Annotated in this window: 16 protein-coding genes; 7 read left to right on the top strand and 9 right to left on the bottom strand. The window is 66.8% G+C overall.

Annotated features, from left to right (window positions below; all coding sequences use genetic code 11):
* Window positions 1-123: 123 nt before the first annotated feature.
* Window positions 124-3,648 carry an ATP-binding protein gene (locus tag ABRP17_RS03635; RefSeq protein WP_349986214.1) on the top strand — a complete coding sequence of 1,175 codons (3,525 nt, stop codon included), beginning with the start codon at window positions 124-126 and terminating at the stop codon, window positions 3,646-3,648.
* A gap of 192 nt (window positions 3,649-3,840) precedes the next feature.
* Here ABRP17_RS03635 and mdtD read toward each other — a convergent pair whose 3' ends face one another.
* From mdtD to ABRP17_RS03600, 7 genes are all read right to left on the bottom strand, one after another.
* Window positions 3,841-5,238: a multidrug transporter subunit MdtD gene (gene mdtD / locus ABRP17_RS03630; protein ID WP_349986215.1), complete on the bottom strand. Its 1,398-nt coding sequence runs from the start codon at window positions 5,236-5,238 to the stop codon at window positions 3,841-3,843.
* A 95-nt stretch (window positions 5,239-5,333) separates the two neighbouring features.
* A complete protein-coding gene (hemE, locus tag ABRP17_RS03625; protein ID WP_192080225.1) occupies window positions 5,334-6,407 on the bottom strand; it encodes a uroporphyrinogen decarboxylase in 1,074 nt (357 codons plus the stop codon).
* A 62-nt stretch (window positions 6,408-6,469) separates the two neighbouring features.
* Window positions 6,470-6,709 (bottom strand): WGR domain-containing protein, encoded by a 240-nt coding sequence (locus ABRP17_RS03620; RefSeq protein ID WP_192080227.1) that lies wholly within the window; start codon window positions 6,707-6,709, stop codon window positions 6,470-6,472.
* Window positions 6,710-6,817: 108 nt separating this feature from the next.
* A complete protein-coding gene (aroB, locus tag ABRP17_RS03615) occupies window positions 6,818-7,927 on the bottom strand; it encodes a 3-dehydroquinate synthase (protein ID WP_349986218.1) in 1,110 nt (369 codons plus the stop codon).
* The gene (locus ABRP17_RS03610) at window positions 7,924-8,466 is read right to left on the bottom strand and encodes a shikimate kinase (RefSeq protein ID WP_188324650.1); all 543 of its coding nucleotides are present in this window, start codon (window positions 8,464-8,466) and stop codon (window positions 7,924-7,926) included. Before ABRP17_RS03610 ends, aroB begins: the two co-directional genes overlap by 4 nt.
* A 26-nt stretch (window positions 8,467-8,492) precedes the next feature.
* Window positions 8,493-10,919: a hypothetical protein gene (locus ABRP17_RS03605; RefSeq protein WP_349986219.1), complete on the bottom strand. Its 2,427-nt coding sequence runs from the start codon at window positions 10,917-10,919 to the stop codon at window positions 8,493-8,495.
* Window positions 10,920-11,172: 253 nt separating this feature from the next.
* On the bottom strand, window positions 11,173-12,000 hold the full coding sequence (locus ABRP17_RS03600) for a kinase (protein ID WP_349986220.1): 828 nt from the start codon (window positions 11,998-12,000) through the stop codon (window positions 11,173-11,175).
* A 40-nt stretch (window positions 12,001-12,040) separates the two neighbouring features.
* Here ABRP17_RS03600 and pdxH point away from each other — a divergent pair, with 40 nt between their 5' ends.
* Window positions 12,041-12,640: a pyridoxamine 5'-phosphate oxidase gene (pdxH, locus tag ABRP17_RS03595; protein ID WP_349986221.1), complete on the top strand. Its 600-nt coding sequence runs from the start codon at window positions 12,041-12,043 to the stop codon at window positions 12,638-12,640.
* A 154-nt stretch (window positions 12,641-12,794) separates the two neighbouring features.
* On the opposite strand, the gene prpR is transcribed toward pdxH, so the two are convergent.
* Entirely contained in the window at window positions 12,795-14,372 is a 1,578-nt protein-coding gene (gene prpR, locus ABRP17_RS03590; protein WP_349986230.1) for a propionate catabolism operon regulatory protein PrpR, read from the bottom strand.
* 155 nt (window positions 14,373-14,527) lie between these two features.
* On the opposite strand from prpR, the gene prpB reads away from it, so the two are divergent.
* The 5 genes from prpB (at window position 14,528) to ABRP17_RS03565 (ending at window position 25,651) form a co-directional block, all read left to right on the top strand.
* On the top strand, window positions 14,528-15,418 hold the full coding sequence (prpB, locus tag ABRP17_RS03585; protein WP_349986222.1) for a methylisocitrate lyase: 891 nt from the start codon (window positions 14,528-14,530) through the stop codon (window positions 15,416-15,418).
* Between the two features lie 30 nt (window positions 15,419-15,448).
* The gene (gene prpC / locus ABRP17_RS03580; protein ID WP_188324645.1) at window positions 15,449-16,606 is read left to right on the top strand and encodes a 2-methylcitrate synthase; all 1,158 of its coding nucleotides are present in this window, start codon (window positions 15,449-15,451) and stop codon (window positions 16,604-16,606) included.
* 148 nt (window positions 16,607-16,754) lie between these two features.
* Window positions 16,755-19,370, top strand: a complete 2,616-nt coding sequence (gene acnD, locus ABRP17_RS03575; protein ID WP_349986231.1) for a Fe/S-dependent 2-methylisocitrate dehydratase AcnD — start codon at window positions 16,755-16,757, stop codon at window positions 19,368-19,370.
* Window positions 19,371-19,398: 28 nt separating this feature from the next.
* Entirely contained in the window at window positions 19,399-20,583 is a 1,185-nt protein-coding gene (gene prpF / locus ABRP17_RS03570; protein WP_188324644.1) for a 2-methylaconitate cis-trans isomerase PrpF, read from the top strand.
* Window positions 20,584-20,707: 124 nt separating this feature from the next.
* Window positions 20,708-25,651, top strand: a complete 4,944-nt coding sequence (locus ABRP17_RS03565) for an alpha-2-macroglobulin (RefSeq protein WP_349986224.1) — start codon at window positions 20,708-20,710, stop codon at window positions 25,649-25,651.
* Window positions 25,652-25,709: 58 nt separating this feature from the next.
* Here the strand turns inward: ABRP17_RS03565 and ABRP17_RS03560 are convergent, their stop codons facing one another.
* Window positions 25,710-26,495: a carbonic anhydrase family protein gene (locus tag ABRP17_RS03560; protein WP_349986225.1), complete on the bottom strand. Its 786-nt coding sequence runs from the start codon at window positions 26,493-26,495 to the stop codon at window positions 25,710-25,712.
* Window positions 26,496-26,568 lie beyond the last annotated feature (73 nt).

Raw genomic sequence — 26,568 nt, 5'->3', positions numbered from 1 at the left:
GTGAAGACCGTCACCTTCGGTTTACCATGCCATCCAAGCCATCAGCCGTCGCGGGCACCGCAGGCATGAGGTGTCCATCCCTGCTGCGCAGGGGGCAGTGGCAACGGGGAGCAGGCAGGGGCAATGCGTTTGCGTAGGACGTTGGCACTATTGCTGTCGGCATGGCTGGCCCTGTTGCCGGCCATCGCGCAGCCGGTTCCGCCGACGCCGCGGCAGCTGACCGTGTTCGATGGCCTGCCGTCCAACACCGTCAACCGGATGGCGGAAGACCGTCTGGGCTATCTGTGGATCGCCACGAATGACGGGCTCGCCCGCTTCGATGGCCGCAGCTACCGGATCTGGCGGGCCGAAGACGGGCTGCGCGACAACCGCATCTGGACGGTACTTGCCGATGCGCGCAACCAGCTCTGGATAGGGACTGAAAACGCAGGTCTGGTGCGGCTGTCCGCTGATCGGCGGGTCATGCGTTTCTATGACCGTGACAGCCAGCCGCTGCTGGCCAGCAACACCGTGTGGAGCGTGGCGTCCACGCCGGACGGGGCGATCTGGTTCGGCACCTACGAAGGCGGCCTGTACCGTATTGATGCTGACGACACCCTGCAGCGCTTCCTGCCGGAAGAGGGCAACGACCGCAGCCTGCCGTCCAACAGCGTGCCTTTCCTGGCGACACTGCCTGACGGCAGTCTGTGGGTGGGCACCAAGCGCGGCCTGGCGAGATGGACGGGACACGATTTCGAACGCGCGCCGGACAGCGTGCTGGGCGATGCGATGATCAACGGCATGACCGCTGATGCCGATGGCAGTCTGTGGATCAACACGCTGGGCAGCGTGATCGTGCGTCACGCAGATGGCCGCTTCGAGCCGGCGCCGTGGCCGGTGCCCGCTGGCGACCAGGTGCTGGGCATGATGCTGCACGATGAGCAGGGCGGCTATTGGCTGGATACCCGGTCGGGTCTCGGACGGGGGGTGGCAGGGCGCTTCCAGCAGGTTCCGTTGTATAGCGCGCTGGCACGGGGACGGGTGCGTCCGAACTGGAGCGGCGCCTTCCAGGACCGCGAAGGCGGCATCTGGCTGGCCAGCCTCAACGCCGGCTTGTGGCACCTGCTGCCGCGCTGGTGGCAGTTCTCGGTGCTGTCCCGCCTTGAAGATGATCCGGCCTCGTTGCGCAACGCCTTCGTGCTTGGCACCGCCGCTGCCGCGGACGGCGGTGTCTGGACCGTGGGTGGCCACGGTGCACTGGACAAGCTGGACCCGGCCACGGGCAAGGTGGAACAGCACCTGACCTGGGTGAATGGCAACCACTGGCTGATGTCTGTCGCCGAGGATGATCAGGGCAACGTGTGGACAGGTTCCATGGACGCACTGGCGCGCTATGAACCTGGCAGCCGACGCGTGCGTCGCTGGGGCCGCGATGACGGAGCCGACGCGGTGATGGAAGGCAATGTCCAGGATATCGCGGTATGTGGCGGGCTGGTGTGGACGATGTCGCCGACCGGTGTGCAGGCACGTGATCTGCAGGGGCGCGTGCAGGTGGGCGTGCCGCTGGGTGAGGGTGGCCTGCGCGCGGGGCAGCTGAACATCAGCCTGGAGTGTGGGCCGCGCGGGCAACCCTGGCTGGCCGGCAGCCAAGGGCTGCAGGAATGGGATCCGCACCTGCATGTGTTCGCCCTGGTCGACGGTGGTCCTGCCGGGGCGGTCCATGCGATGGCCTTTGCCAGTGGCGACCAGGTCTGGCTTTCGCAGGATGGGCGCCTGGTCCAGCACCGATGGACCGGCAGCGCGCTGCAGCGGCACCGGGTGATCGGCGCGGTGCAGGGGTATCCGGCGCTCGCCGCCAACGGGTTGGCCGTGGACGAAACGGGCATCGTCTGGGCGAGCAGCCCACGCGGCATGCTGCGGGTAGATCCGCGCGTGCCCAGCGTGCGCCTGTATGGCGTGCATGATGGATTGCCCAGCCAGGAGTTCCGCGAGAACACCCTGGTGGCCAGCCGCAGTGGCCAGTTGCTGGCAGGCACGCCGGCAGGCGTGGTGCTGTTCGATCCACTCAAAGTGGGGCCGCCGACCCGGCAGGCACCGCTGGTGATCGAGCGTGTCGAAGTCAGCCGTGGCGACCGGAAGGTCGAGCTGACCCACGCCACGCCGATGGTCATCGAAGATGGTGACCGCGACCTGCACATCGTCGCGCGCCTGCTGTCGTTCAGCGATGCGGCGTCCAACGTGTACCGATATCGGTTGGGCGGCTACGATCCGGACTGGGTGGATGCCGGTGCGGGTGGCGAGCGTGTTTTTTCACGCCTGCCCCCCGGTCATTACGCGCTCGAGGTGCAGGCGCGCTCGGCCGACCACGTATGGTCCAAGGTGCAGACGCTGGAGTTCGACGTCTTGCCGCCGTGGTGGCGCAGCGTGACCGGTGTGTTGATGCTGATGGCACTGGGCCTGCTGTTGCTGAGCGGATTCGCCTGGCTGTACCGGCGACGTCTGCAACGCCGGCATGCCTACCAGATGGCGGTGCACAAGCAGGAGGTTGCCGAGCAGGCCTCGGCGGCCAAGACGCGCTTCCTGGCGAACCTGGGCCATGAAGTCCGCACGCCGATGACGGGTGTGCTTGGCATGACCGAACTGCTGCTGTCCTCGCCGCTGGACACGCGCCAGCGCAACCATGCCGAGTCCATCCGCAGTGCGGGCGAGCACCTGCTGTTGCTGGTGAACGATGCGCTGGACCTGGCGCGGATCGAGTCGGGGCGGTTGGAGCTGCAGTCGCAGGTATTCGATCTGAACCTGCTGCTTGCCGATGTCCAGGCGCTCACCGCACCGCTGGCTCGGCAGAAGGGCGTGCAGTTCACGCTGCAGAATGAGCTGGCCATCGGGCTGTGCGCGCAGGGCGATCCGCTGCGGGTGCGGCAGATCCTGCTCAACCTGCTCGGCAACGCGGTCAAGTTCACCCAGCGCGGCAGCATCACCCTGCGCGCACGCAGCGACACCGACGGGCAGGGCCTGCACTTCGACGTCAGCGATACCGGGCCGGGCATCAGCAGCGAACTGCAGAAACGGTTGTTCCGCCGCTATGAGCAGGCCGACGGTGCACGCACCGCAGCGCAGTACGGCGGCAGCGGCCTGGGGCTGGCGATCAGTCGCGAGCTTGCGGTGGCGATGGGCGGTGACATTGCCGTATGCAGCCAGCTGGGCAACGGGACGTGCTTCAGCGTGGTGCTGCCCCTGCCGCTTCAGGATGGCAGCGGGCACGCCGATGGCGAGGGGCCGCACACGGTGGCCGTACCGGCCGCGCCGCTGCGCATCCTGCTGGTGGAAGACGATCCCACCGTGGCCGAGGTCATCGCCGGCCTGCTGGCGGCCCGCGGGCACCAGGTGGTGCATGCCGAACATGCGCTCGCGGCCTTGCGCGAAATGGCCGGCGACCGCTTCGACATCGGTCTGCTGGACCTCGATCTGCCCGGCCTGAGTGGCTTCGACCTGGCGTTGCACCTGCGCAACCAGGCCCACGACCTGCCCCTGCTGGCGGTCACCGCGCGCACCGATCCCGATCTCGCCGAGCAGGTAGCGGCGGCGGACATGCAGGGGTTCCTGCGCAAGCCGGTGACCGGCGAGCTGCTGGCCGAAGCCATCGCCCGCGCGCTGACCGCCCGCTAGCGCCGCCGACCGCTCCCGCCTCCCGGTAGAGCCGACTTCAGTCGGCTGCATTGGTGGAGCAGCCGACTGAAGTCGGCTCTACCAAGAGGCCCAATCGGTCAGACCAATCGGTCGGCCCAACCCGTTAGCCCAACCCGTTAGCCCAACCCGTTAGCCCAACCCGCCCCCAACCCGCCCCCAACCCCCGAATCGTCACTCCGCGACTTCCTCGATCTGCTTCGGGTCCGGGCCTGTATCCGGCAGCTGCCAGAAAATCAGCGTGGATGTCAGCGTGATCGCGCCGACACACAGGAAGGTCGCGTGCAGGGCGGCCGTGGCGCCGTGCGATTCCAGCGGTGCGAATGCCGCCAGCAGGCTGCCCGCCGCTGCGGCGCCGAACCCCGCCGCCAGCATCATCACCATCGACAACAGGCTGTTGCCGGAACTGGCGAACTCCCGATCCAGGTCGCGCAGCGTCACCGTGTTCATTACCGTGAACTGCAGTGAGTTCACCGCTCCGAACAACGCCAGTTGCAGCAGCCGCCAGCCCAAGTGCTGGCCCGGCCCCATCAGCGCGAAGCTGGCCATGGCGATGCCCACCAGCACGGTGTTGACCATCAGCACGCGGCGGTAGCCGAAGCGCTCCACCAGTTTCACTGCCAGCCGCTTGGACACCATGCCGGCGGCAGCGACGGGGATCATCATCAGGCCGGCATTCATCGGGCTCATGCCCATGCCCACCTGCAGCAGAAGGGGAATCAGCAGCGGCATGGCACTGCTGCCGATGCGTGAGAACAGGTTGCCGAGGATGCCGATGCGGTAGCTCGGCACCCGGAACAACGCGAGCGAAAACAGCGGCGCGGTCGAATTGGCGGCGTGCAGCCAGTAGCCCGCCAGCGCGGCCAGCCCGGCGACGGTCATCAGCATCACCAGCGCGTGGGGCGTGCCCATTCCCGAGATGCCGTCCAATGCCAGCGACAGCACCACCATGCCGAAGGCCAGCATCGCGTAACCGCGCAGATCGAAGCGGCTTAGATGGGCAGCATAGTGGTCAGGCATGACCTTCATCGCGACCAGATAACCGATCACGCCGATCGGCAGATTGATCAGGAACACCCAGTGCCACGACGCGACTTCGACCAGCCAGCCACCCAGCGTCGGGCCGATCAGCGGGCCGATCAATGCCGGGATGGCGATGAAGCTCATCGCGCGCAGGAAGTCTTCGCGCGGTACCGAGCGCATCACGGCCAAGCGACCGACGGGCAGCAGCATCGCGCCACCGATGCCCTGCAGCACGCGCGCTGCGACCAGCTGATGCAGGGTCTGCGCCAACGCGCAGGCCAGCGAGCCAAGGGTGAACAGGATGATGGCGACCAGGAAGGTACGCCGCGTGCCGAAGCGGTCGGCGATCCAGCCCGACGCCGGGATGAAGGTGGCTACGGCCAGTGCGTAGCTGAAAACGACAGACTGCATCTGCAGCGGACTTTCGCCCAGACTTCGCGCCATCGCCGGCAACGCCGTATTGACGATGGTGGAGTCCAGCATCTGCATGAAGATCGCCAGCGATACCAGCCACAACAAGGGGCGGATGGAGGCGTAGCTTGACGTCATCGGGCTTGGATCCGCGCGACCGGGAGGCGACATGATGGACCAACCGCGGTAACGGCGCGATCAGGAAGCGCCGTACCGCCATGCCGGGTAAAACATCAGCGTGCGCTGAGCCGGTGCACCGCCTCGACCAGAACCTGCACACTGGCCGGATCCATGTCAGGCGACATGCCGTGGCCCAGGTTGAACACATGGCCCTCGCGCGAGCCGCCGTTGCCGGCCGCATACGTATCGAGCACCCGGCCCGCCGCCGCGCTGATCGCCTCGGGACTGGCGTACAGGGTGGTGGGATCCAGGTTGCCCTGCAGCGCGACGCGCCCCCCTGTGCGGCGCACCGCTTCGTCCAGGTCCAGGGTCCAGTCCAGTCCCAGCGCATCGGCACCGGTATGGGACAGCGCCTCCAGATGCAGGCCCGTGCCCTTGCCGAACAGGATCAGCGGCGTGCGGGCGCTGCCTTCACCGCGCTCCAGCTCGGCGGAGATGCGCTGCAGGTAGCGCAGCGAGAACTCGCGGTACATCGCCGGCGACAGCACGCCGCCCCAGGTATCGAACACCTGCAGTGCCTGCGCGCCGGCCGCGCGCTGCGCACCGAGGTAGGCGACCACCGCATCGGTCACGACCTCCAGCAGGCGGTGCAGTTCCTGCGGGTGGTTCAGCGCCATCGCCTTGATGCGGGCGAAATCCTTGCTGCCGCCGCCTTCCACCATGTAGCAGGCCAGCGTCCACGGGCTGCCGGAAAAGCCGATCAGCGGCACCTGTCCATCCAGCTCGCGGCGGATCACCCGCACGGCATCCATCACATAGCGCAGTTCCTGTTCCATGTCCGGCACCGCCAGCTTGGCGATGGCGGCGGTATCGCGTATCGGGTGCCGGAACTTGGGGCCTTCACCTTCGACGAAATACAGCTCCAGGCCCATCGCATCGGGGATGGTCAGGATGTCCGAAAACAGGATGGCCGCATCCAGCGGGAAGCGGCGCAGCGGCTGCAGGGTGACTTCGCAGGCGAGATCCGGGTTCTTCGCCATCGCCAGGAAACTGCCTGCTTTCGCGCGGGTCGCACGGTACTCCGGCAGGTAACGACCGGCCTGGCGCATCAGCCAGATCGGGGTGTGATCCACCGGCTCGCGGCGCAGGGCGCGTAGCAGACGATCGTTGCGAAGAGGGCTGGTCACGGAAGGCGATCCTTGTGCGGGCGCTGCATGCAACGCCGTGTGGGAAGAAGGGGGTTGCATGCTCACTCGCCGTGCGAGGCCAGCTCGAAGCCGCGGTGAAGCTCGGCATCGCGTGCCTTCGCAAAGGCGGCGCGGGCGTCGGCTTCCTTCAGGTACAGTTCGCGCCGGAGCTGCGAGCGACCCCCGGCGCGGCCGGATTCGCGCAGCAGTTCCCAACCGCCGAACAGGTCGGCGGCCAGGGTCAGGCGCAGGAAGCGCGGCGTCTCGGTACCGATGGCCGGTTGTTGCAGGTGGGCATGCATGGGGCAATTGTAGCGCTGCCCCATGAACGGCGGAGACGCACGGTGCCTGCAGCGTCGAGCGGTCCTAGGCGGAGAAACCACCCCGTGCAGGGCGGACCCGCGACAGGATCAGCCAGCCAGCACCGCAAGCACGGCGGCTTCTTCCACATCGGCCACCACATCGGCCTGGCCGATGCCGCGCCACAGCACCAGGCGCAGCCGCCCGGCCACGTTCTTCTTGTCCAGCCGCATGCGTGCCAGCAGCGCGGCAGGCTGTAGTCCCGTGGGAATGGCGGTCGGCAAGTTCAGCGATGTCAGCAACGCAGAAAGACGCTGCTCGTCCGCCGCCGGTGCCCTGCCCATCGCGGTCGACAGACGGGCGGCCAGCACCATGCCGACCGCTACGGCTTCGCCATGGTTCAGGGCATCGCGTCCTGGCGCCGAATAGCCCTGTTCGGTTTCGATGGCATGGCCGAAGGTATGGCCCAGGTTGAGCAGGGCCCGCTCGCCCTTCTCCAAGGGGTCGCGTTCGACAATGGCCGCCTTGTGCCTGCAACTGCGCGCGATGGCTTCAGCGAGCAGCGTGGCATCGCCGGCAGAAAGGCCATCGGCATGCTGCTGCAGCCAGTCGAAGAAGTCCGGATCGCCCAGTGCACCGTACTTCACCACCTCCGCCAGCCCTGCGCGCAGCTCGCGCACCGGCAGGGTCGCCAGCACGTGGGTGTCGGCGATCACCGCCCGCGGCGGATGGAAGGCGCCCACCAGATTCTTGCCGGCCGGGATGTCCACCGCCGTCTTGCCACCGACCGACGAATCGACCATGGCCAACAGCGTGGTCGGCAGTTGAACGCAGTCCACCCCGCGCATCCAGCAGGCCGCGGCGAAACCGGACAGGTCGCCCACCACACCGCCGCCCAGCGCAAAGATGCAGGCATCCCGCGTGGCGCCCAGCGCGGCCAAAGCGTCGATGGCCCGGCCGAACTCGGCCAGCGTCTTGGACGCTTCACCGGCCGGCAACACGTGCTCGGCCACCAACAGGTCCGGGCGTGCCTGCATCAGCGCGGCACGCACGCCGGCGAGATAAAGCGGGGCCACATCGCTATCGCTGACCAGCAGCACGTGCCGGCCGCGGACATGCTGCGCCAGCGCGTGGCCATCGGACAGCTGGCCCGGGCCGATGGTGATCGAATAAGGATGGTCGCCAGCGACGGCGACGTGCAGGGGGGAGGGTGCGGTCATGCGATCGGGTCCTGTCGCTGCCAGTGCGCGGCCAGCTTGACCACAAGCTGGGACGTGGCTTCGGCAGCGGTGTAAAGGTCGGTATCCAGGGTGAGATCGGCCAGCTGCTGGTACAGCGGGTCGCGGTGATAGGCCAGGTCCTGCAGCACCTGCTCACGGTCCGGGCGCTGCAGCAGCGGCCGCGCCTTGTCCCGCGCCAGTCGTTCCAGTTGCGCCGCGACGCTGACCCGCAGGTAGACCACGAAACCATGGCCGGCGATGGCGGCACGGTTGTCGGCATGCAGCACGGCACCTCCGCCGGTAGACACCAACTGCCCGTGCCCGCCGAGCACGCGCTGCAGTGCCTGCTGCTCATGCCGGCGGAAACCGGCTTCGCCGACCAGATCGAACAGGGTCGGGATGCTGGCACCTGCCGCCTCCACGATGACCTGGTCCAGGTCAACGAATTCCAGCGTGAAACGCTCGGCGAGGCGGCGGCCGATGCAGGTTTTGCCGGCTCCCATCGGGCCGATCAGGATCAGGTTCGGAGCAGGATTCATCGCCGTGAATCCTACCACTTCACCCTCTACAGCCGGGTGCTGCGCAGCTGCGTGCCGCCCAGCGCGATGGGGTGGCACAGCGGAGACAAGCGCTGTGCTTCGGCCAGGGGCGGCAGCAGGGCATCGAACAAGGCATGCAGTCCGGTCAGCCCGGGCTCCAGCGTGCCGGCCGTGGTGATCAGGCCATCGGTGTCGTGACCCGCGGCCAGAGGAGGAAGCGGCAGCCAGTGATGCGCCTCCGCCCTGGCACTGGACGTCTTGTCCGCCATCCTGCGGGCAAGGCGGGTCAGACTGCTGCCATGGGCATCGAGCATCTTCTTCCATGCCTGCGCCGGTGCCATCCGCTGGCCGATCAGGCACTGATAGCGCAACAGCGAGGCGGTCAAGGTGGCGCTGCAGAACACGTCCGCATGCAGCGCTGTGTGGCGTGCATGCTGAAGGCGCGCCCCCAGCCCGAGCGAGGCCAGCGGGACACCGGTAATGGGGAGTCGGCCGTCCACGCTGAAGGTGGATGCCCCGCGCACGGTGATCTGCTGCAGGTGCAGGCCACGGGCGGCAGCGGGAAAGCGCACATCGTCCTGGAACGATGGCCTGAAGAACCTGACGCCCACGGTCACCGCGGTCGTGCCTGCCAGGCTCAGCGCGCCTGCATCACCCAGTACGCGCTTGAGTTCATGGCGGGCGTCCGCCGCCAGACTGGCATCGGGCAGCCGCTGCTGCAGCAACGTCAGGATGGTGTCGGTGCTGGTCGCCCCGGTCAGCGTGATCCTGGCCTCGACATAGCGGCCATCGCGCAGGGCGTTGTAGTTGCGCTGATGGCTCCGGCTGACGCTGATGGTGACGTCCGTCGTGCCCGCGCCCGCCATGGGCTGTGCCGCGCCGCCATGGACCGCCATGGTGTCTGTGCGGATGAACTGTTGCAGGGCCTGGTGCGCGTAAAGGGGGCGCAGCGAGGCGGCGTCCTGTCGCAGGACAGGCGAATCACGCACTGTGGCGGCCAGTGCCTGCGCGGCGCTGCGCTGATCGGCGGGCATCACCAGCCAGAGCCAGTTCACCAGCTCCAGCATGCGCGCCAGTGCCTGCTGCGGCGTGCGGCAGTTCCAGTCCGCGCAGGTTCGTGCCAACACGTGCTTGAGCTGTCGTTTGTCGATGCCACGCTGCTGCTCCAGCAGCAGGGCCTGCAGGCACTGGAACTCCGTCTGTACGCGTTGCAGCGCCTCTTCCCGAGCCGCGCCCGCGTGCGCATCATCGACCTGCAAGGCGCTGAAGCGTTTGGCGTGTGAGCCGAGACCGGCGGTGATCCGCTCCCGAAGCTGCCAGGCCAGCGCTCCGCGCTGCACAGGGTCCAGATCCAGGTCGCACAACCACAGGGGCACATCGATATCCACGCGCAGCCGGCTGCGCGCAGCGGAGATGCCCGCGTTGGCGACGGTCGCGTCGGCGGCGGCCTGCATCGAGATCGTGCGTGTGCGGATGCCGACGTCGAGCAAGGGGGCAGGGGAGGGCACCAGTGCATCCTGCGTCAGCGCAGCAAAGGGCGGGCTGTTGTCGCCGCCGCAGGACACCAGGGTGGGCATCAAGGGGGCCCAGCGCAGCGCGGCACGCGCGGCGTGGGCCACGCGGTCGTGGGGCGTGGCGCGGCCCAGCGAGACGACGCTGAGCAGGCGCTGGGCCGCTCGGCTGCGCCGTGGCGTGGCGACGGAGCGTCGCGCCCGGAAAGCGGCATAGTCGTGGATCGATGCCGCGCCGTCGTAGCGGGTGTACTCCACGCTTGCCGTCAGGCCGGCGCCGGCCGCGGTACCGGGTGCCAACTGCGCATCGGCCGATACCTCGGCACTGATGACGTGGTGCCGACCGCGCGCGTACTCCAGCGTCTCGAAACAACTGCTCTTGCTGCCGGACTGTGCGCCAACCGAGAGTCCGGCGGTGGCCCCTGTACCGGCCATGGTCAGGCCTACGCCGGCGCGCGCCGAACACCCGAAGGAAGTGGTGCGTTGTGCCCCTGGCGCGCTCATGGGCTTGAGGCGCACACACCAGCGCCGGTGAGACTGCGCTATCCGCACCGGCTGCAGACCAAGTCGTGCGTGGTCATGCAGTGCCTGCAGGCGCATGCGCTGGATCTCTGGCATTCGCCCGCCGTTCTGCGCTTCGATTTCAACCTTGCACGCCTTGCGTAATGCCACCAGCGCAGCGGCGTCCAGCACGGGCGCGCGTGCACGGTGGGCGATGAGCGCCAGCGACGTCGCGCGATGTGCGTCGGCGCGTTCGAGCGCCGCACCCAGGTCGCGGATCATCCCGCCGATCGTGTCCGGACATACGGCATCGGCGTCCGGGAAAGGCGTGGGCCTCCGCAGGGAAGGCGTCGACCACGAGGGGGCGTTGCGCACGCAGGAAAGCACGCTGCGCGTCAGGATGTGTGCGCCCTTCGTAACAGCGTTGAAGGTCTGCAGCATGGAGGCACTACCAGCAGCAAGGAGCACGGTGGCGATCCGGTCAGGTCGGGATGCGGTAAGCCGAAACCCTAGCCAACCGACCCTGTCGGTGTGCGCGCATTTCTGCGCATATGCAGATGCCCTCGCGGCATGAGGGTGTGCAGGCAGGGTTTCTGCAAGCAGGTAATGCGCGTGCGAATCGCACGTCCCCATGGAGAGGGGGGACGGGGGGCGCCGGGTGCGTCACGGCGCCGCCGCAATGGTCGTCAGCCCGTCAGCGTACGCTGACGATGGCGCGCTCGGCATCCAGTGCGATCGTGCGGTCGGCGATGCCGGGCAGCGTACGCAGGGCATGGCGACTCACCCGCTCGTAATACTGCACGAAACGTTCCAGCTGCGGTCGCGTCATCCCGCTGCGCCCGGGCTGCGCGGCCTGCAGATGCTGCTCCTGCTGCCAACGCCAGCGCGGTATGACGGAGAAATCAGGCGGCTGCAGGAACCACAGGCGATCGCAGCGTTGCCATAGTGCGGGGTACTTGGTTTCCAGTGCCGTGTTGCACCAGTGCCGCCAGCGTCCGTCCGCATCCGCCTCGCGCTCCAATGCGTTGAGGGGGGCGTCCAGCGTGTCGGCCGCTTCAGCGGGCGTGCCGAGGAACCAGCCCTCGAACACCAGCAGATCCAGAGGCGCCGCCAGATGAGGCCACTCCGCCTGCGGCAGGCGCTCATCGGCAAGTTTGTCGAATCGTGGCAGTGCGCGCAGCGTTCCCGCCGCAGCGTCATCCAGCACGCTGTGCGCCAAGGCGAGGTCATGGGTTCCGGGTGGCCCCCGGGTCAACAACAACGGATGCACATCGCGCGCCAGCCGTTGGCGTTGGGTACGGGTGAGGTAGACATCGTCGATGGAGAGCGCGGCGGCTCGCAGGCCCCGCGCCTGTGCGCGCGCCACGACCTGCGCGGCCAGCGTCGATTTGCCACTGCCCTGCAGGCCGCTGATGGCCAATACCTGAACCCGGGTGGCGCTCGCCATCGCATCATCGAGCGCCTGCTCTACCAGGGCATCGGGGAAACCTTTCGACGGGGGCGTGTACGCAGCAGCCTTCATGCCGCCACAATAGCCCAATCCAAGTAGGGAACCCGTTGTCATGAGCAATCTGCACGCCGAAGCGCTTTCCACGTTTGCCACGTTGTTTGACGAGGCACGCAAGAGCAGCGAGCTGGAGCCCAACGCGATGACGGTGGCGACCGCCGATCGCAGCGGCCGTCCGTCGGCACGTACCGTGCTGCTGAAGGCGTTCGACGCGCGCGGTTTCGTGTTCTATACGCATCTGGACAGCCACAAGGGCCAGGAGCTCCAGTCCAATCCGCAGGCTGCGCTCTTGTTCCTGTGGCGCAGCCTGCGCGAGGCGGGCATCCAGGTGCGCATCGAAGGGCGCGTCGAGCAGGTGGACGATGCCGAGGCAGATGCCTATTTCGCATCACGGCCGCGGTTGAGCCAGATCGGGGCATGGGCATCGAGTCAATCGCGCACCTTGGCCTCGCGGGACGAGTTCGACGCGCGGGTCGCCGAGGTCGAGGCGCGCTTCGAAGGCCAGGACGTGCCACGGCCGGCGGGCTGGAGCGGCCTGCGCGTGGTGCCTGACCGGTTCGAGTTCTGGTACGGCGCGCAGTTCCGGCTGCACGAGCGCTGGTGCTACGAGCGCGCAGCCGATGACACGTGGAGCAAGCGACAGCTGTATCCCTGATTGCCCCACGTTGCCCCGCATCCGCGCGTGGGTAAAGCCGACTGCAGTCGGCTGGGCATTACGCGAAGGGCAGCCGACTGAAGTCGGCTCTACCTGAGGCTGGGCGTTACGCGACGGGCAGCCGACTGAAGTCGGCTCTATCGGAGGCGGGGGGTTACGCCAGTCCTGCCGCCCGCAGCCAGCGCCACAGGGTGGTGCGTGAGATGCCCAGTGCTTGGGCCATGCCTTCGCGATCATGGCGATGGGTGGCAAGCAACTGCTGCAGGTGGGCCGGCGAGGGGCGTCCCGGCACGATGGCGCCGGCGGCCGCTGCGTCGCCCAGTTCGGGGGCGAGCTCCAGCAGCCGTGCACGGCTGACGGGACCGTCGCTGGGCTGCCAGTGAATCCGCAGGCGGTCCATCAGATTGCGTAGTTCGCGCACGTTGCCGGGCCAGTCGGCGGCCGCGAGCGCCACCATGGCATCCTCATCCAGGGGAGCGTCCAGGCCTCGCAGTTGCTGGAAGAACGCGCGTGCCAGCAGGGGGATATCGTCGCGCCGCACGCGCAGGGCGGGTAGGGCGATGCGCAGTGTCGCCAGCCGGTAATAGAGATCGCGACGGAACAGGCCCATCTGCACCCGCTGCTCCAGCGATTGCAGCGTCGCCGCAACCACCCGCAGGTTGACCGGCGTCGGTTCGGTCGAGCCCACCCGCAACACCTCGCGCTCTTCCAGGACCCGCAACAGCCGCGTCTGCAGTGGCAGCGGCAGTTCGCCGATTTCATCCAGGAACAAGGTGCCGCCATCCGCGGCTTCCACCAGGCCGATACGTCCGCCGCGGCGGGCGCCGGTGAAGGCACCGTCGCTGTAGCCGAACAGTTCTGATTCCAGCAGCGACTCGCTGATGGCGCCGCAGTTGAGTGCAACGAAACGTCCGCGACGACCGCTGTCCGCATGCAACTGACGGGCTACCAGTTCCTTGCCGGTGCCGGTCTCGCCGCTGACCAGTACCGTGCTGTCGTGTGGGGCATACAGGGCGATCTGCTTGCGAACGTCCTGCATCACCCGGCTGTCGCCGAGCAGCACCTGCCCGTGGCCCGGCGGGCTGCTGCGCCGGGGAATGCGCGCGGTGCGGGTGACGGAGCGCGCCAGGGTATGCGTCAGTTCCAGGGCATGCTCGAACGCTTGTCGCACCGAATCAGCCGAATACAGCAGTACGCCCTGCAGACCGGCGGCTTCGGCGTGATCGATTGCCATGCCGGTGCCGACGATGACCTCGATCCCGTTGGCGCGCAGGTCCGCGATGCAATCGCGCGCATCTTCCCGGGTCACGAAGCGGCGGTGTTCGATCTGCAGGCCGAAGCTGTCCTGGAAGCTGCCGAACGTGGGCACGTCACTGGCATGGGTGACCAGCCCGATGCGAGGTGCGATGCGCCGTGCCCGTGCGAGCGCCTCCATCAGGTCGAAGCCGTTGGCCTGGATCGGCACCAGCGGCACATCCAGCCGGCTGCGCAGCCAAGCGGCGTTGGAGCCGCCGGCGATCACTACATCGCAGTGTTCCTGGCGCAGGCGCTGGTTGATCACGGCCACGGCTTCTTCGAAGCCGAGGTTGATCTGTTCGATGCGCGCGCGGCGGTCGAACTCCGGGATCACATCGCCGAGCAATCCCGTCAGCCGAGACACGCTCACGGTCCAGATGACCGGCCGGGACGGATCGGCCTCGGCGGCAACGAAGGGGAGGCGGGGCAGATGCATCACGACCGGCTCATCAAGAGAGATGTTTCATGATACATGCGTTTCAGTGTTTCATATGTTCCACTGTGTAGCAGGTATGTTGTCATTCAAATCAATGACTTGGAGGTTGGCACGGAGCTTGCGCCTGTTACCCTGACCACTGAAAGGATCGCTTCATGACTGCCTCTCCCGTATCCGCTGGCACCCGATTCCGCGACGCGCTCGCGGCCGAATCTCCGCTGCAGGTGATTGGCGCGATCAACGCCAACCACGCGCTGCTGGCCAAGCGCGCCGGCTACCGTGCCATCTACCTGTCCGGCGGCGGCGTCGCGGCCGGATCGTTGGGCCTGCCGGACCTGGGCATCAATACGCTTGAAGACGTGCTGATCGATGTCCGCCGCATCACCGATGTCTGTGACCTGCCGTTGATGGTGGACATCGATACGGGCTTCGGGCCAAGCGCGTTCAACATCGCGCGCACGGTCAAGTCGCTGATCAAGGCCGGCGCCGCCGCCTGCCATATCGAGGACCAGGTCGGCGCAAAGCGCTGCGGTCATCGTCCCGGCAAGGAGATCGTGTCGCAGGAGGAAATAGTGGACCGCGTGAAAGCCGCAGCCGATGCCAAGACGGATCCGGCGTTCTTCCTGATCGCGCGCACCGATGCGATCCAGGTGGATGGCGTGGACGCCGCGATCGAGCGCGCCATCGCCTGTGTCGAAGCGGGTGCCGACGGCATCTTCGCCGAGGCGGCCTATGATCTGGAGACCTATCGTCGTTTCGTCGATGCGGTGAAGGTGCCGGTGCTTGCCAACATCACCGAGTTCGGCGCTACGCCGTTGTTCAGTCGCGATGAGCTGGCATCTGCGGGTGTGGCCATCCAGCTGTTCCCGTTGTCCGCCTTCCGCGCCGCCAACAAGGCCGCCGAGAACGTGTACGAAGCGGTGCGCCGCGACGGCCACCAGCGCAGCGTGGTCGACGCCATGCAGACGCGCAATGAACTCTATGACCGCATTGGCTACCACGCGTTCGAGCAGCAGCTCGATGCGCTGTTCGCCGCCAGGAAGTAACCTGCTCTCACGATTTCCGGGAGGAAAACCATGAACGAAACCACCGCTACCCCGACCTTCAAGCCGAAGAAGTCCGTCGCGCTGTCCGGCACCGCCGCCGGCAACACCGCCCTGTGCACTGTAGGCCGCAGTGGCAATGATCTGCACTACCGGGGCTACGACATCCTGGACCTGGCCACGACCAGCGAGTTCGAGGAAATCGCCCACCTGCTGGTGCACGGCAAGCTGCCCACCCGGGCCGAGCTGGTCGCTTACAAGGCCAAGCTGAAGGCACTGCGCGGCATCCCGGCGTCGGTCAAGGCCGCGCTTGAAGAGCTGCCGCCATCGGCCCACCCGATGGACGTGATGCGCACGGGCGTGTCCGTGCTCGGCTGCGTATCGCCGGAGAAGGACGACCATAATCATCCGGGCGCGCGTGACATCGCCGACAAGCTGATGGCCTGCCTCGGTTCGATGCTGCTGTACTGGTACCACTGGAGCCACAACGGTCGCGCCATCGATGTGGAAACCGACGATGACTCCATCGGTGGCCATTTCCTGCACCTGCTGCACGGCGAGAAGCCGCAGGATTCGTGGGTGAAGGCAATGCATACGTCGCTCATTCTTTACGCCGAGCACGAGTTCAATGCGTCCACGTTCGCGTGCCGCGTTATCGCCGGCACGGGCAGCGACATGTTCAGCGCCATCGCGGGCGGCATCGGCGCATTGCGCGGCCCGAAGCACGGCGGCGCCAATGAAGTGGCGTTCGAAGTGCAGAAGCGCTATGACACGGCCGATGAGGCGGAGGCCGACATCAAGGCACGCGTGGAGCGCAAGGAAGTAGTGATCGGTTTCGGCCATCCGGTGTATACGGTGTCCGATCCACGCAACAAGGTGATCAAGGACGTGGCCCGCGAGCTGTCCGAAGAACAGTCCAGCACGAAGATGTACGACATCGCCGAACGTCTTGAGACGGTGATGTGGGACATCAAGAAGATGTTCCCCAACCTGGACTGGTTCAGTGCGGTCAGTTACCACATGATGGGCGTGCCGACGGCGATGTTCACCCCGTTGTTCGTCATCGCACGCACCTCCGGTTGGAGTGCGCATGTCATCGAGCAACGCATCGATGGAAAGATCATCCGTCCGAGTGCCAACTACACCGGTCCGGAAGACCAGGCGTTCGTGCCGATCGACAAGCGCGCCTGATGCATGATGTGCACCCGCGTAAAGGGTGCACTGCGGAGCGGGACGGCCTGGCCGTCCCGGCTTCGTTCTGGCGTCGCAGCGCCCTGTTTGCCGGCGATGCGACACCCGGCCCGCCAACGATCAAGAGCCAGCCATGAACAGCCCCGTTTTGAACACCGAATACCGCAAGCCCCTCGCCGGCACGACGCTGGACTATTTCGATACCCGTGCTGCGATCGACGCGATCCAGCCCGGTGCCTATGCCACGCTGCCTTATACGTCGCGCGTGCTGGCTGAAAACCTGGTGCGCCGTTGTGACCCGGCCATGTTGGAGCCGTCCCTGCGGCAGCTGATCGAGCGCCGCCAGGACCTCGACTTCCCGTGGTTCCCCGCGCGCGTGGTGTGCCATGACATCCTCGGCCAGACCGCCCTGGTGGACCTGGCCGGGCTGCGTGATGCCATCGCCGATGCGGGCGGTGACCCGGCCCGGATCAATCCGGTGGTGCCCACCCAGCTGATCGTCGACCACTCGCTGGCCGTGGAGTATCCCGGCTTCGACAAGGCCGCGTTCGCGCGTAATCGCGCCGTCGAGGACCGCCGCAACGAAGACCGATTCCACTTCATCAACTGGACCAAGAAGGCCTTCGAGAACGTTGACGTGATTCCGCCGGGCAACGGGATCATGCATCAGATCAACCTGGAAAAGATGTCGCCGGTGATCCAGATACGCGATGGCGTCGCGTTCCCGGATACCTGCGTCGGCACCGACAGCCACACCCCGCACGTGGACGCACTGGGGGTGATCGCCATCGGTGTCGGTGGCCTGGAAGCAGAGAGTGTGATGCTCGGTCGTGCTTCGTGGATGCGCCTGCCGGATATCATCGGGGTGGAATTGACGGGTCGACCGCAGCCGGGCATCACCTGCACCGACATCGTGCTGGCGCTGACCGAGTTCCTGCGCGCGTCGCGCGTGGTGGGTGCATGGATCGAGTTCTTCGGCGCGGGTGCGAGCGCGCTCAGCATTGGCGACCGCGCGACGATATCCAACATGACGCCGGAGTTCGGCGCGACCGCTGCGATGTTCTCCATCGACCAGCAGACGCTGGACTACCTGCGCCTGACCGGACGCGAAGAGGCCCAGATCGAATTGGTGGAGACCTATGCGAAGGCGACCGGCCTCTGGGCCGACGACCTGGGGCAGGTGCGGTACGAGCGTGTGCTGCAGTTCGACCTGTCCAGCGTGGTGCGCAACATGGCGGGACCGTCCAACCCGCACAAGCGCGTCGCCACCAGCGAGCTGGCCGCACGCGGTATTTCCGACGAGGCCAAGCTGGCGTCCGGCAGGGTCGAGCAGGCCGACGGCCTGATGCCTGACGGCGCGGTGATCATCGCCGCGATCACCAGCTGCACCAATACCAGCAATCCGCGCAATGTGATCGGCGCGGCGCTGCTTGCGCGCAACGCGAACCGTGCCGGCCTGACGCGCAAGCCCTGGGTGAAGAGCTCGCTGGCCCCCGGTTCCAAGGCCGTGCAACTGTACCTGGAAGAGGCCGATCTGCTGGTCGAGCTGGAGCAGTTGGGTTTTGGCATCGTGGGATTCGCCTGCACCACCTGCAACGGCATGAGCGGCGCGCTGGATCCGGTGATCCAGCAGGAAATCATCGACCGCGACCTGTATGCCACGGCGGTGCTGTCGGGCAACCGGAACTTCGATGGCCGCATCCATCCTTACGCCAAGCAGGCCTTCCTTGCGTCGCCGGCGCTGGTGGTGGCCTACGCCATCGCCGGTACGGTGCGCTTTGACATCGAGAAAGATGCACTGGGCACGGATGCGTTGGGCAACCCGATCACCTTGAAGGACCTTTGGCCGAGCGACGAAGAGATCGATGCGGTGGTCAAGGCCAGCGTCAAGCCGGAACAGTTCCGCAAGGTGTACGAGCCGATGTTCACCTTCAAGGTGGAGCACGGTGCGCCGATCAGTCCGTTGTACGACTGGCGGCCGCAGAGCACCTACATCCGCCGACCGCCGTACTGGGAAGGTGCGCTGGCGGGCGAGCGCAGCCTGACGGGCATGCGGCCGCTGGCGGTGCTCGGTGACAACATCACCACCGATCATCTTTCGCCGTCCAATGCGATTTTGGCCAGCAGCGCGGCCGGTGAGTACCTGGCGAAGATGGGCCTGCCCGAGGAGGACTTCAATTCCTATGCGACCCATCGCGGCGATCACCTGACCGCCCAGCGTGCCACCTTTGCCAACCCGAAGCTGATCAACGAGATGGCGGTGGTGGACGGCGTGGTGAAGCAGGGCTCGCTGGCGCGCGTGGAGCCGGAAGGCGAGGTACTGCGCATGTGGGAAGCAATCGAGACCTACATGCAGCGCAAGCAGCCGCTGATCATCATCGCGGGTGCCGATTATGGGCAGGGCAGTTCGCGTGACTGGGCGGCAAAGGGCGTACGACTCGCCGGCGTGGAGGCGATCGCGGCAGAGGGCTTCGAGCGCATCCACCGCACCAACCTGATCGGCATGGGCGTGCTGCCGCTCGAGTTCAAGCCGGGTGTTACCCGCCTGACCCTGGGCATCGATGGCACCGAGACGTTCGATGTGGTCGGCGAGCGCGTGCCACGGGCCGAGCTGACGCTGGTGATCCATCGCCGCGACGGGGGCCAGGTGATGGTGCCGGTGACCTGCCGCCTGGATACCGCCGAAGAGGTGTCCATCTACGAGGCCGGTGGGGTGCTGCAGCGCTTTGCGCAGGATTTCCTCGAGGCGACCCAGGTCGCCTGATGCCTTCATTCCTCCAGGATCCTGTCTCATGAATGATCTCCCGCAGCGCCGCATTCCCGCCACGTACCTGCGCGGCGGCACCAGCAAGGGGGTGTTCTTCCGCCTGCAGGACCTGCCGTTCGCCGCGCAGCTTCCCGGCCCGGGGCGCGATGCGCTGCTGATGCGCGTGATCGGCTCGCCGGATCCGTATGGCAAGCACACCGACGGCATGGGCGGGGCGACGTCCAGCACCAGCAAGTGCGTGATCATCTCCAGCGCCAGCGTGCCGGACCATGATGTCGACTACCTTTACGGCCAGGTCTCCATCGACACCGCATTCGTGGATTGGAGTGGCAACTGCGGCAACCTGAGCACCGCCGTCGGTCCTTTCGCCATCAGCAATGGCTTCATCGATCCGTCGCGCGTGCCGCGTGACGGCGTGTGCACGGTGCGCATCTGGCAGGCCAACATCGGCAGGACGATCATCGCCCATGTGCCGATGCGCAATGGCGAGGTGCAGGAAATGGGCGACTTCGAGCTGGACGGCGTGACCTTCCCGGCGGCGGAGATCCAGCTGGAGTTCCTGGACCCGTCCGATGGTGACGAAGGCGCGGCCCTGTTCCCGACCGGTAATGTGGTGGATGACCTGGAGGTGCCCGGTGTCGGCACGTTCAAGGTCACGATGATCACGGCGGGCATCCCCACCATCTTCCTCAACGCGGCAGACCTGGGCTACACGGGGACGGAACTGCAGCCGGCAATCAACGAGGACCGCGCAGCGCTGGAGAAATTCGAGGCGATCCGCGCCCAGGGTGCGGTGCGCATGGGCCTGATCGGAGACGTGTCACAGGCCGCAACGCGACAGCACACGCCCAAGGTGGCGTTCGTGGCCCCGGCGCAGGACTTCGTTTCGTCCAGCGGCAAGACCATTGCGGCCACCGCCATCGACCTGCATGCGCGCGCGCTGTCGATGGGCAAGCTGCACCACGCGATGATGGGAACGGCCGCAGTGGCGATCGGCACGGCCGCGGCCATTCCTGGCACGCTGGTCAACCTGGCGGCAGGCGGCGGCACGCGCGAGGCCATCACCTTCGGCCATCCCTCCGGCACGTTGCGGGTGGGGGCCCAGGCGTCGCAGGTCGACGGCCAGTGGGTAGTGACCAAGGCCATCATGAGCCGCACCGCACGGGTGTTGATGGAAGGCACGGTGCGGGTGCCGGCCGACACGCTTTGAAGCGGTAGTGCCGGCCAGCGGCTCTCACTACCCTGTCGGATGACGGATGACGGATGACGGCCAGCAGCCGTCACTACCGGTGCAGGGAGGGGCATAATGCCCTCCTTGTTCAAGGAGTGACGACATGACCGGTCCTGCGCGGCTTCGGAAATGGGGGTGGGCGACGGCCCTGCTGGCAGGAAGCCTGCTGGCGGGACTGGTCGGCTGCAACCGCAATGAAAGCGGTCAGCTGCCTGCCGCCAGCGGCGAGGCGATCACCGCCAAGGCCGAGCAGGTGACCGAGTTCGTCCTGCTGCGCGCTTACCCCGACCAGAAGAACGACGGTCTGTCGCTGGCGCTGGAGTTTTCGCGGCCGCTGGTCGGTACGCAGGATTTCGACGCGCTGGTGCGCTTCGAAGAAAAGGTCGGCACCGAAGACAGCAGCTGGACCCTGTCCGACGACGGCAGGACGCTGCGCTATCCGTTCGTCGAAGCGGCGAAGGAATATTCGCTGGTGGTATCCGAGGACCTGCTGGCTGCCGATGGCAGCCGGCTTGGCAAGGAGCTGCGGCAGAAGGTCTTCAGCGGTGAGCTGAAGGCGGTCGCCGGCTTCGCTTCGCAGGGCAGTGTTCTGCCGGCCCGTGACAGCCGCGGCTTGCCCGTGGTGTCGGTCAACGTGCCGGAAGTGGACGTGGAGTTCCTGCGGGTCCGCGAAAAGGAGCTGCCCACCTTCTTCAGCCAGTACCAGCGCGGCGGCCGCCGTGGCAGCTGGGAGCTGGACAGTGATTACAGCGAGCGCACCCCGATCAGCCGTCTGGCCGAGCCGGTGTACGTCAACCGTTTCATCCTGGGTGGCAAGCAGAACGAACGTGTGCTGACCTACCTGCCGACGCAGGACATCAAAGAGCTGCAGGAGCCAGGGCTGTATTTCGCCGTGCTCAAGCGCACCGGTGCCTTCGATGGCGAGTTCGACACGGCGTTCTTCAGCGTCAGTGACATCGGCCTGCATACGCGGGCCTACAAGGACAAGCTGTTCGTCCATACCGCCTCGTTGAAGGACGGTTCGCCGCTGAAGAAGGTCGACGTGCGCGTGCTCGATGGCAAGGGCGAGGTCGTTCTGCGCGGCAGCACCGACGGCAACGGCAATGCGCTGCTGGATTACACGCTGGATGCCAGCCACGTCCTGGTGGCAGGCAGCGGCAAGGACACCAGTTTCATCCCGTTCAACCAGCCCGCGCTGGACCTGAGCGAGTTCGCTGTCGCCGGCCGCGACAATGCCTGGTTCGATGTATTTGCCTGGTCCGGGCGTGACCTGTATCGCCCGGGAGAAACGATCAGGCTGTCGGCGCTGCTGCGCGACAACGACGGCAAGCCGGTCGCAGCCGGCAAGGATGCAAAGGATGCCAAGGCCCGCCAACCCGTGTTCCTGCGCCTGAAGCAGCCCGACGGCAAGATTTTCCGCGAGACCCAGCTGCAGCCGGGCGCGCAGGGATACTTCAATTTCGAACAACTGATCCCCGCCGACGCGCCGACAGGCCGCTGGCAGGTGGAGTTCCGTACCGACCCGGCCAGCAAGGAAGCGATCCAGGGCATGACCCTGCGGATCGAAGAGTTCCTGCCGGAGCGCATGAAGCTGGACCTGGACAGCCCGCAGAAAAGCCTCAAGCCGGGCGATGCGCTGCGCCTGCAGGCAGACGGCGCGTATCTGTACGGCGCGCCGGCCGATGGCAATCGGCTGACCGCGCGCCTGGCCGTGGCGGTGGAGCAACAGCCGGTGGAGGGTCTGCCAGGCTATTTCTTCGGCGACCCGACCGTGGCATTGCCGCGCGAAGCAAAGGATGTGCTGGATACCGAGCTGCCGGCCAACGGCTCGCTGAAGCAGGACATCGACCTGCCGGAAGAGGCAGCCAAGGCGAAGACGCCTGTGGCGGTAGTGCTGTCGGGCAGCCTGTATGAAACCGGTGGCCGCACCGTCAACCGCTCCTTGAAGCGGGTGATGTGGCCGGCTGCGGCGCTGGTCGGCGTGCGCCCGTTGTTCAACCCTGACGACGGTGCAGATGCCAACGGCACCGCGCGCTTCGAGCTGATGCGCGTGGATGCGGCAGGCAAGCCGCAGCCCGCGAAGGGCCTGAAAGTCACCCTGGTACGCGAGTTGCGTGACTACCACTGGGCATTCAACGACAACCGCTGGGACTACGATTTCACCCGTCGCTTCGAGAACAAAGACACGCGCACCGTCGATGCGGGTACCAGCGCGGTGGCCTTCGACGTGCCCGTGGAATGGGGTGAGTACCGCGTCGATGTATTCGACCCGGCGACCGGACTGACCAGCCGCTATCCGTTCCGGGCGGGCTGGAGCTGGGGCGATGACAACCGCGGCCTGGATGCGCGCCCGGACAAGGTCAAGCTGGCGTTGGACAAGACCGGCTACAAGGCCGGCGACACACTGGAAGTGACGGTGACGCCGCCGCATGCCGGACGTGGCGTGCTGATGGTGGAGACCGATCGCATGATCTACGAGCAGGACATCGACGCCAAGCCGGGCAGTACGTTCAAGATTCCGGTCACCGCAGACTGGGAGCGGCACGATGTCTACATCACCGCGCTGGTGTTCCGCGGCGGCAGTGCGCCCAGCAAGGTGACGCCGGCGCGGGCCGTGGGCGTGGTGCACGTACCGATGGACCGCAAGGCACGGACCGTGGCGGTCGGTCTGGTCGCACCGAAGCAGATGCGTCCGGAGCAGGACCTGCCGGTGACGGTGAGTGCGCCGCAGCTGGCGGGCAAGTCCGCCTACGTGACGGTGTCCGCCGTGGACGTCGGCATCCTCAACATCACCCGGTTCCCGGTGCCGGACGCGGCGGCGCATTTCTTCGCACAGCGTCGGCTGGGCATCGATGCGTATGACATCTACAGCCGGGTCATCGAGAGCTTCGACGGCAGCAGCGGCAAGCTGAAGTTCGGTGGCGACATGGCGCTGGCGGCGTTGCCGCAGGCCAAGCGGCCCACCGCACGGGTGCAGACCGTTGATCTGTTCACCGGCCCTGTGCAGCTTGATGCCAAGGGCAATGCGCGCATCCGTTTGAAAGTGCCCGACTTCAACGGCACGCTGCGGGTATCGGCGCTGGTCTATTCCGATGACCACTACGGCAAGCGTGACGTGGAGACGGTGGTGCGCGCCCCGATACTGGCCGAGGCCAGCATGCCGCGCGTGCTGGCGCCGGGTGACCGCAGTACGGTGACCCTGGATGTGCAGAACTTCACCGGAAAGCCCGGCCAGTTCAACGTGCGGGTGGACACCGACGGCCCGTTGAGCCTGGGCGAGGGTACCCGCAGCGTGCAGCTGGCTGCCGATGCCAAGAGCACCCTGAGCTTCCCGCTGAGTGCGCGTGACGGACACAGCGTGGCCAAGGTGCGCGTGCGCGTGGAGGGCAATGGCTTCAAGGCGGACCGCCGCTATGAACTGCCCGTGCGCGCGGCATGGCCGCAGGTGCTGCGCTCGCAGGTGCGTACGCTGGATCCGCTGGCCGCGGTGAACCTGGACAGCACCCTGCTGGACGGGCTGATGGCCGAGTCGGTGACCGCACGCCTGCTGGTCAGCCCGCTGCCGCCGATTCCGTTCGCCAGCGCGCTGCAGGGCGCATTGAACTATCCCTATGGCTGTGCCGAGCAGACCACCAGCAAGGGCTACGCCGCCCTGATCCTGGACCAGGCGACGTCGTCCATGCTGGGCGCCGATGGCCTGGATGCGAAGGTCCGGCGTGAGCGCATGGAAGGTGCCTTTGGTCGACTGGCGTCGATGCAGGTGGCCAACGGCAACTTCTCGATGTGGGGTGACGACGGTTACGTCAATCCGTGGCTGACGCCCTACATCACCGAGTTCCTGCTGGATGCGCGCGATGCTGGTTTCGCTGTGCCGGACAACGTACTGCAGAAAGCGCTCAACCGCCTCAGCGAGGATCTGCTGTCCGGGGGCAACCAGTTCTATGGACAGGATCGCCGCGACAACCTGAAGTTCGCCAACCAAGCGTATTCCGGTTATGTGCTGGCACGGGTCAACCGTGCGCCGCTGGGCACCCTTCGCACGCTGTATGACAACGAGCGGGCCAAGGCCATTGGCGGGCTGCCGCTGGTGCACCTGGGCGTTGCGCTGTCGCTGCAGGGCGACCGCAAGCGGGGTGAGGCCGCCATTGCCGCTGGCTTCGCCAAGCCGAGCAGCGAGCGGCCGTCCTACTTCGGTGACTACGGCAGCGCGATCCGCGACGATGCGTTGATGATCGCGCTCACGCACGAGCACGGCCTGGCCACGTCGGCCTGGGACGCCCGTTCGGTCGACCTGGGCCGCGAGCTGGATGCGCGCCGTAACAGCGGCTGGATGTGGCTGAGCACGCAGGAGCAGGTGGCGATCGCGCGATTGGGCAAGGCGCTGGCCGCCAACCAGAAGAAGCGGGTGGCCGGCGAGCTGGTCATCGGCGCGCAGTCCGAAGTCATCAGTGAGCGCCGTCTGTTCGGCCGCAGCTTCGATGCGGCCCAGCTGGCCAGCGGCGTACGGTTCAATCCCACGGGCGAGCCTCCGATGTTCGCCAGCATCGACGTGGCCGGCATTCCGCGCACCGCGCCGGCGCCGGACAACAGCGTGATAGGCGTGGAGCGCAGCTGGTTCGGTACCGACGGCAAGCCCTGGACGCCGCGTCCGTTGAAGGAAGGCGAAGCGCTGATCGTGCGGGTCACGGTCACCCCGGACGGCACGATGCCTGACGCGCTGCTCACTGACCTGCTGCCGGCCGGCCTGGAGATCGAGAACTTCAACCTGGGCGATGCCAAGCAGTGGGCCGACGTGGTGGTCGACGGCATCGGCATCAACGACCGCAGCGATGCGGCCCAGGTGCAGCATGAGGAGTTCCGCGACGACCGCTACGTCGCCGCGCTGAAGTTGTCGCGCGGCAGCAAGGCGACCGTGTTCTACCTCGTGCGTGCGGTGACGCCGGGTACCTACACCGTGCCGCCCTCGTTGGTGGAAGACATGTACCGGCCGCAGCTGCGGGGCGTAGGCCGGAGCAATCCGTCGACGATCACGGTGGTGCAGCCGTGATCGCGCGCCTGGTGGCAACGCCGGATGGGCTGCGCACGCAGCCTATCCAGGCGGCGGATCACGGCGCGGCCGGCTCGTCGATGAGCGTGCGCTTGTTGAATGACTGGATCGGTCGCGCGTTGTGCGGGAACACAGAGCGCAGCGCGTCCAACTGCTGCCGGGAAAGGGTCTGCGGTTCCATTTCGATGTTCCACAGCACGCCTTCGGTGCACGGCGGCGTGGTCAGTGAACCGGTGTAATGGACGACGCGGGAGTGGTCAGGCAGCAATCGTGCCGGATTGATGGGGGCGTACAGGCGGATACGCTCGCCCGGCTGGCTGAGCTCGGCCGTCGTGCGGTCGAACAGTTCGCCCAGTGCGTTGTTCGGCTTGCCCACATCGAAGAAGACGGCCACCACCGCGACCTTTCCGGAGGCGCTGGTGTGCACCAGATGCAGCTCCATGTCATGCGCCTTGCCGTCCACGTGATGCTCGCTGGGCGTGTGCACGTGGAACTGGGCCAGCGTGAACGTTTCACCGTCAAGCGTGATGGTCTTCGCGCCACCCGGCTGCGGCGTCGCCTGCAGGGTGTGACCGTTGTTGATCACCTCGAAGCGGGTGTCCTGGTAATCCGATTCAAGTGCGGACCTCGCGCCGTGCTTGATGTCGCTGCTCCACAGATCGATGGGCGACTGCTGGGGGCCGGCACAGGCAGGCGCGATGCCAGCCCACTGGGCCGGGCTGGCCAGGGTGTCGTAGCCCCAGTGGGGTGGGTCGCCGGAGGCCGACGCCAACGCGGCGGTCGCGCATACGGCTGCAGCCAGCAGGCCGGTGCGGAACAGGGAAGTATGAGCAAGGAAGGGCATCGAGGTGTCCGGGAAGCGGAGAAAATGCGCGGCGCCGCAGCCCAGGGTCGAAACCGTTGCGCAGCCGTGCCGG

It is taken from the genome of Stenotrophomonas sp. WHRI 8082 (assembly GCF_040223995.2).
GTDB lineage: Bacteria > Pseudomonadota > Gammaproteobacteria > Xanthomonadales > Xanthomonadaceae > Stenotrophomonas.
Note: the sequence above shows the minus strand (reverse complement) of the source record. Positions and strands in the feature narration are given on the sequence as shown.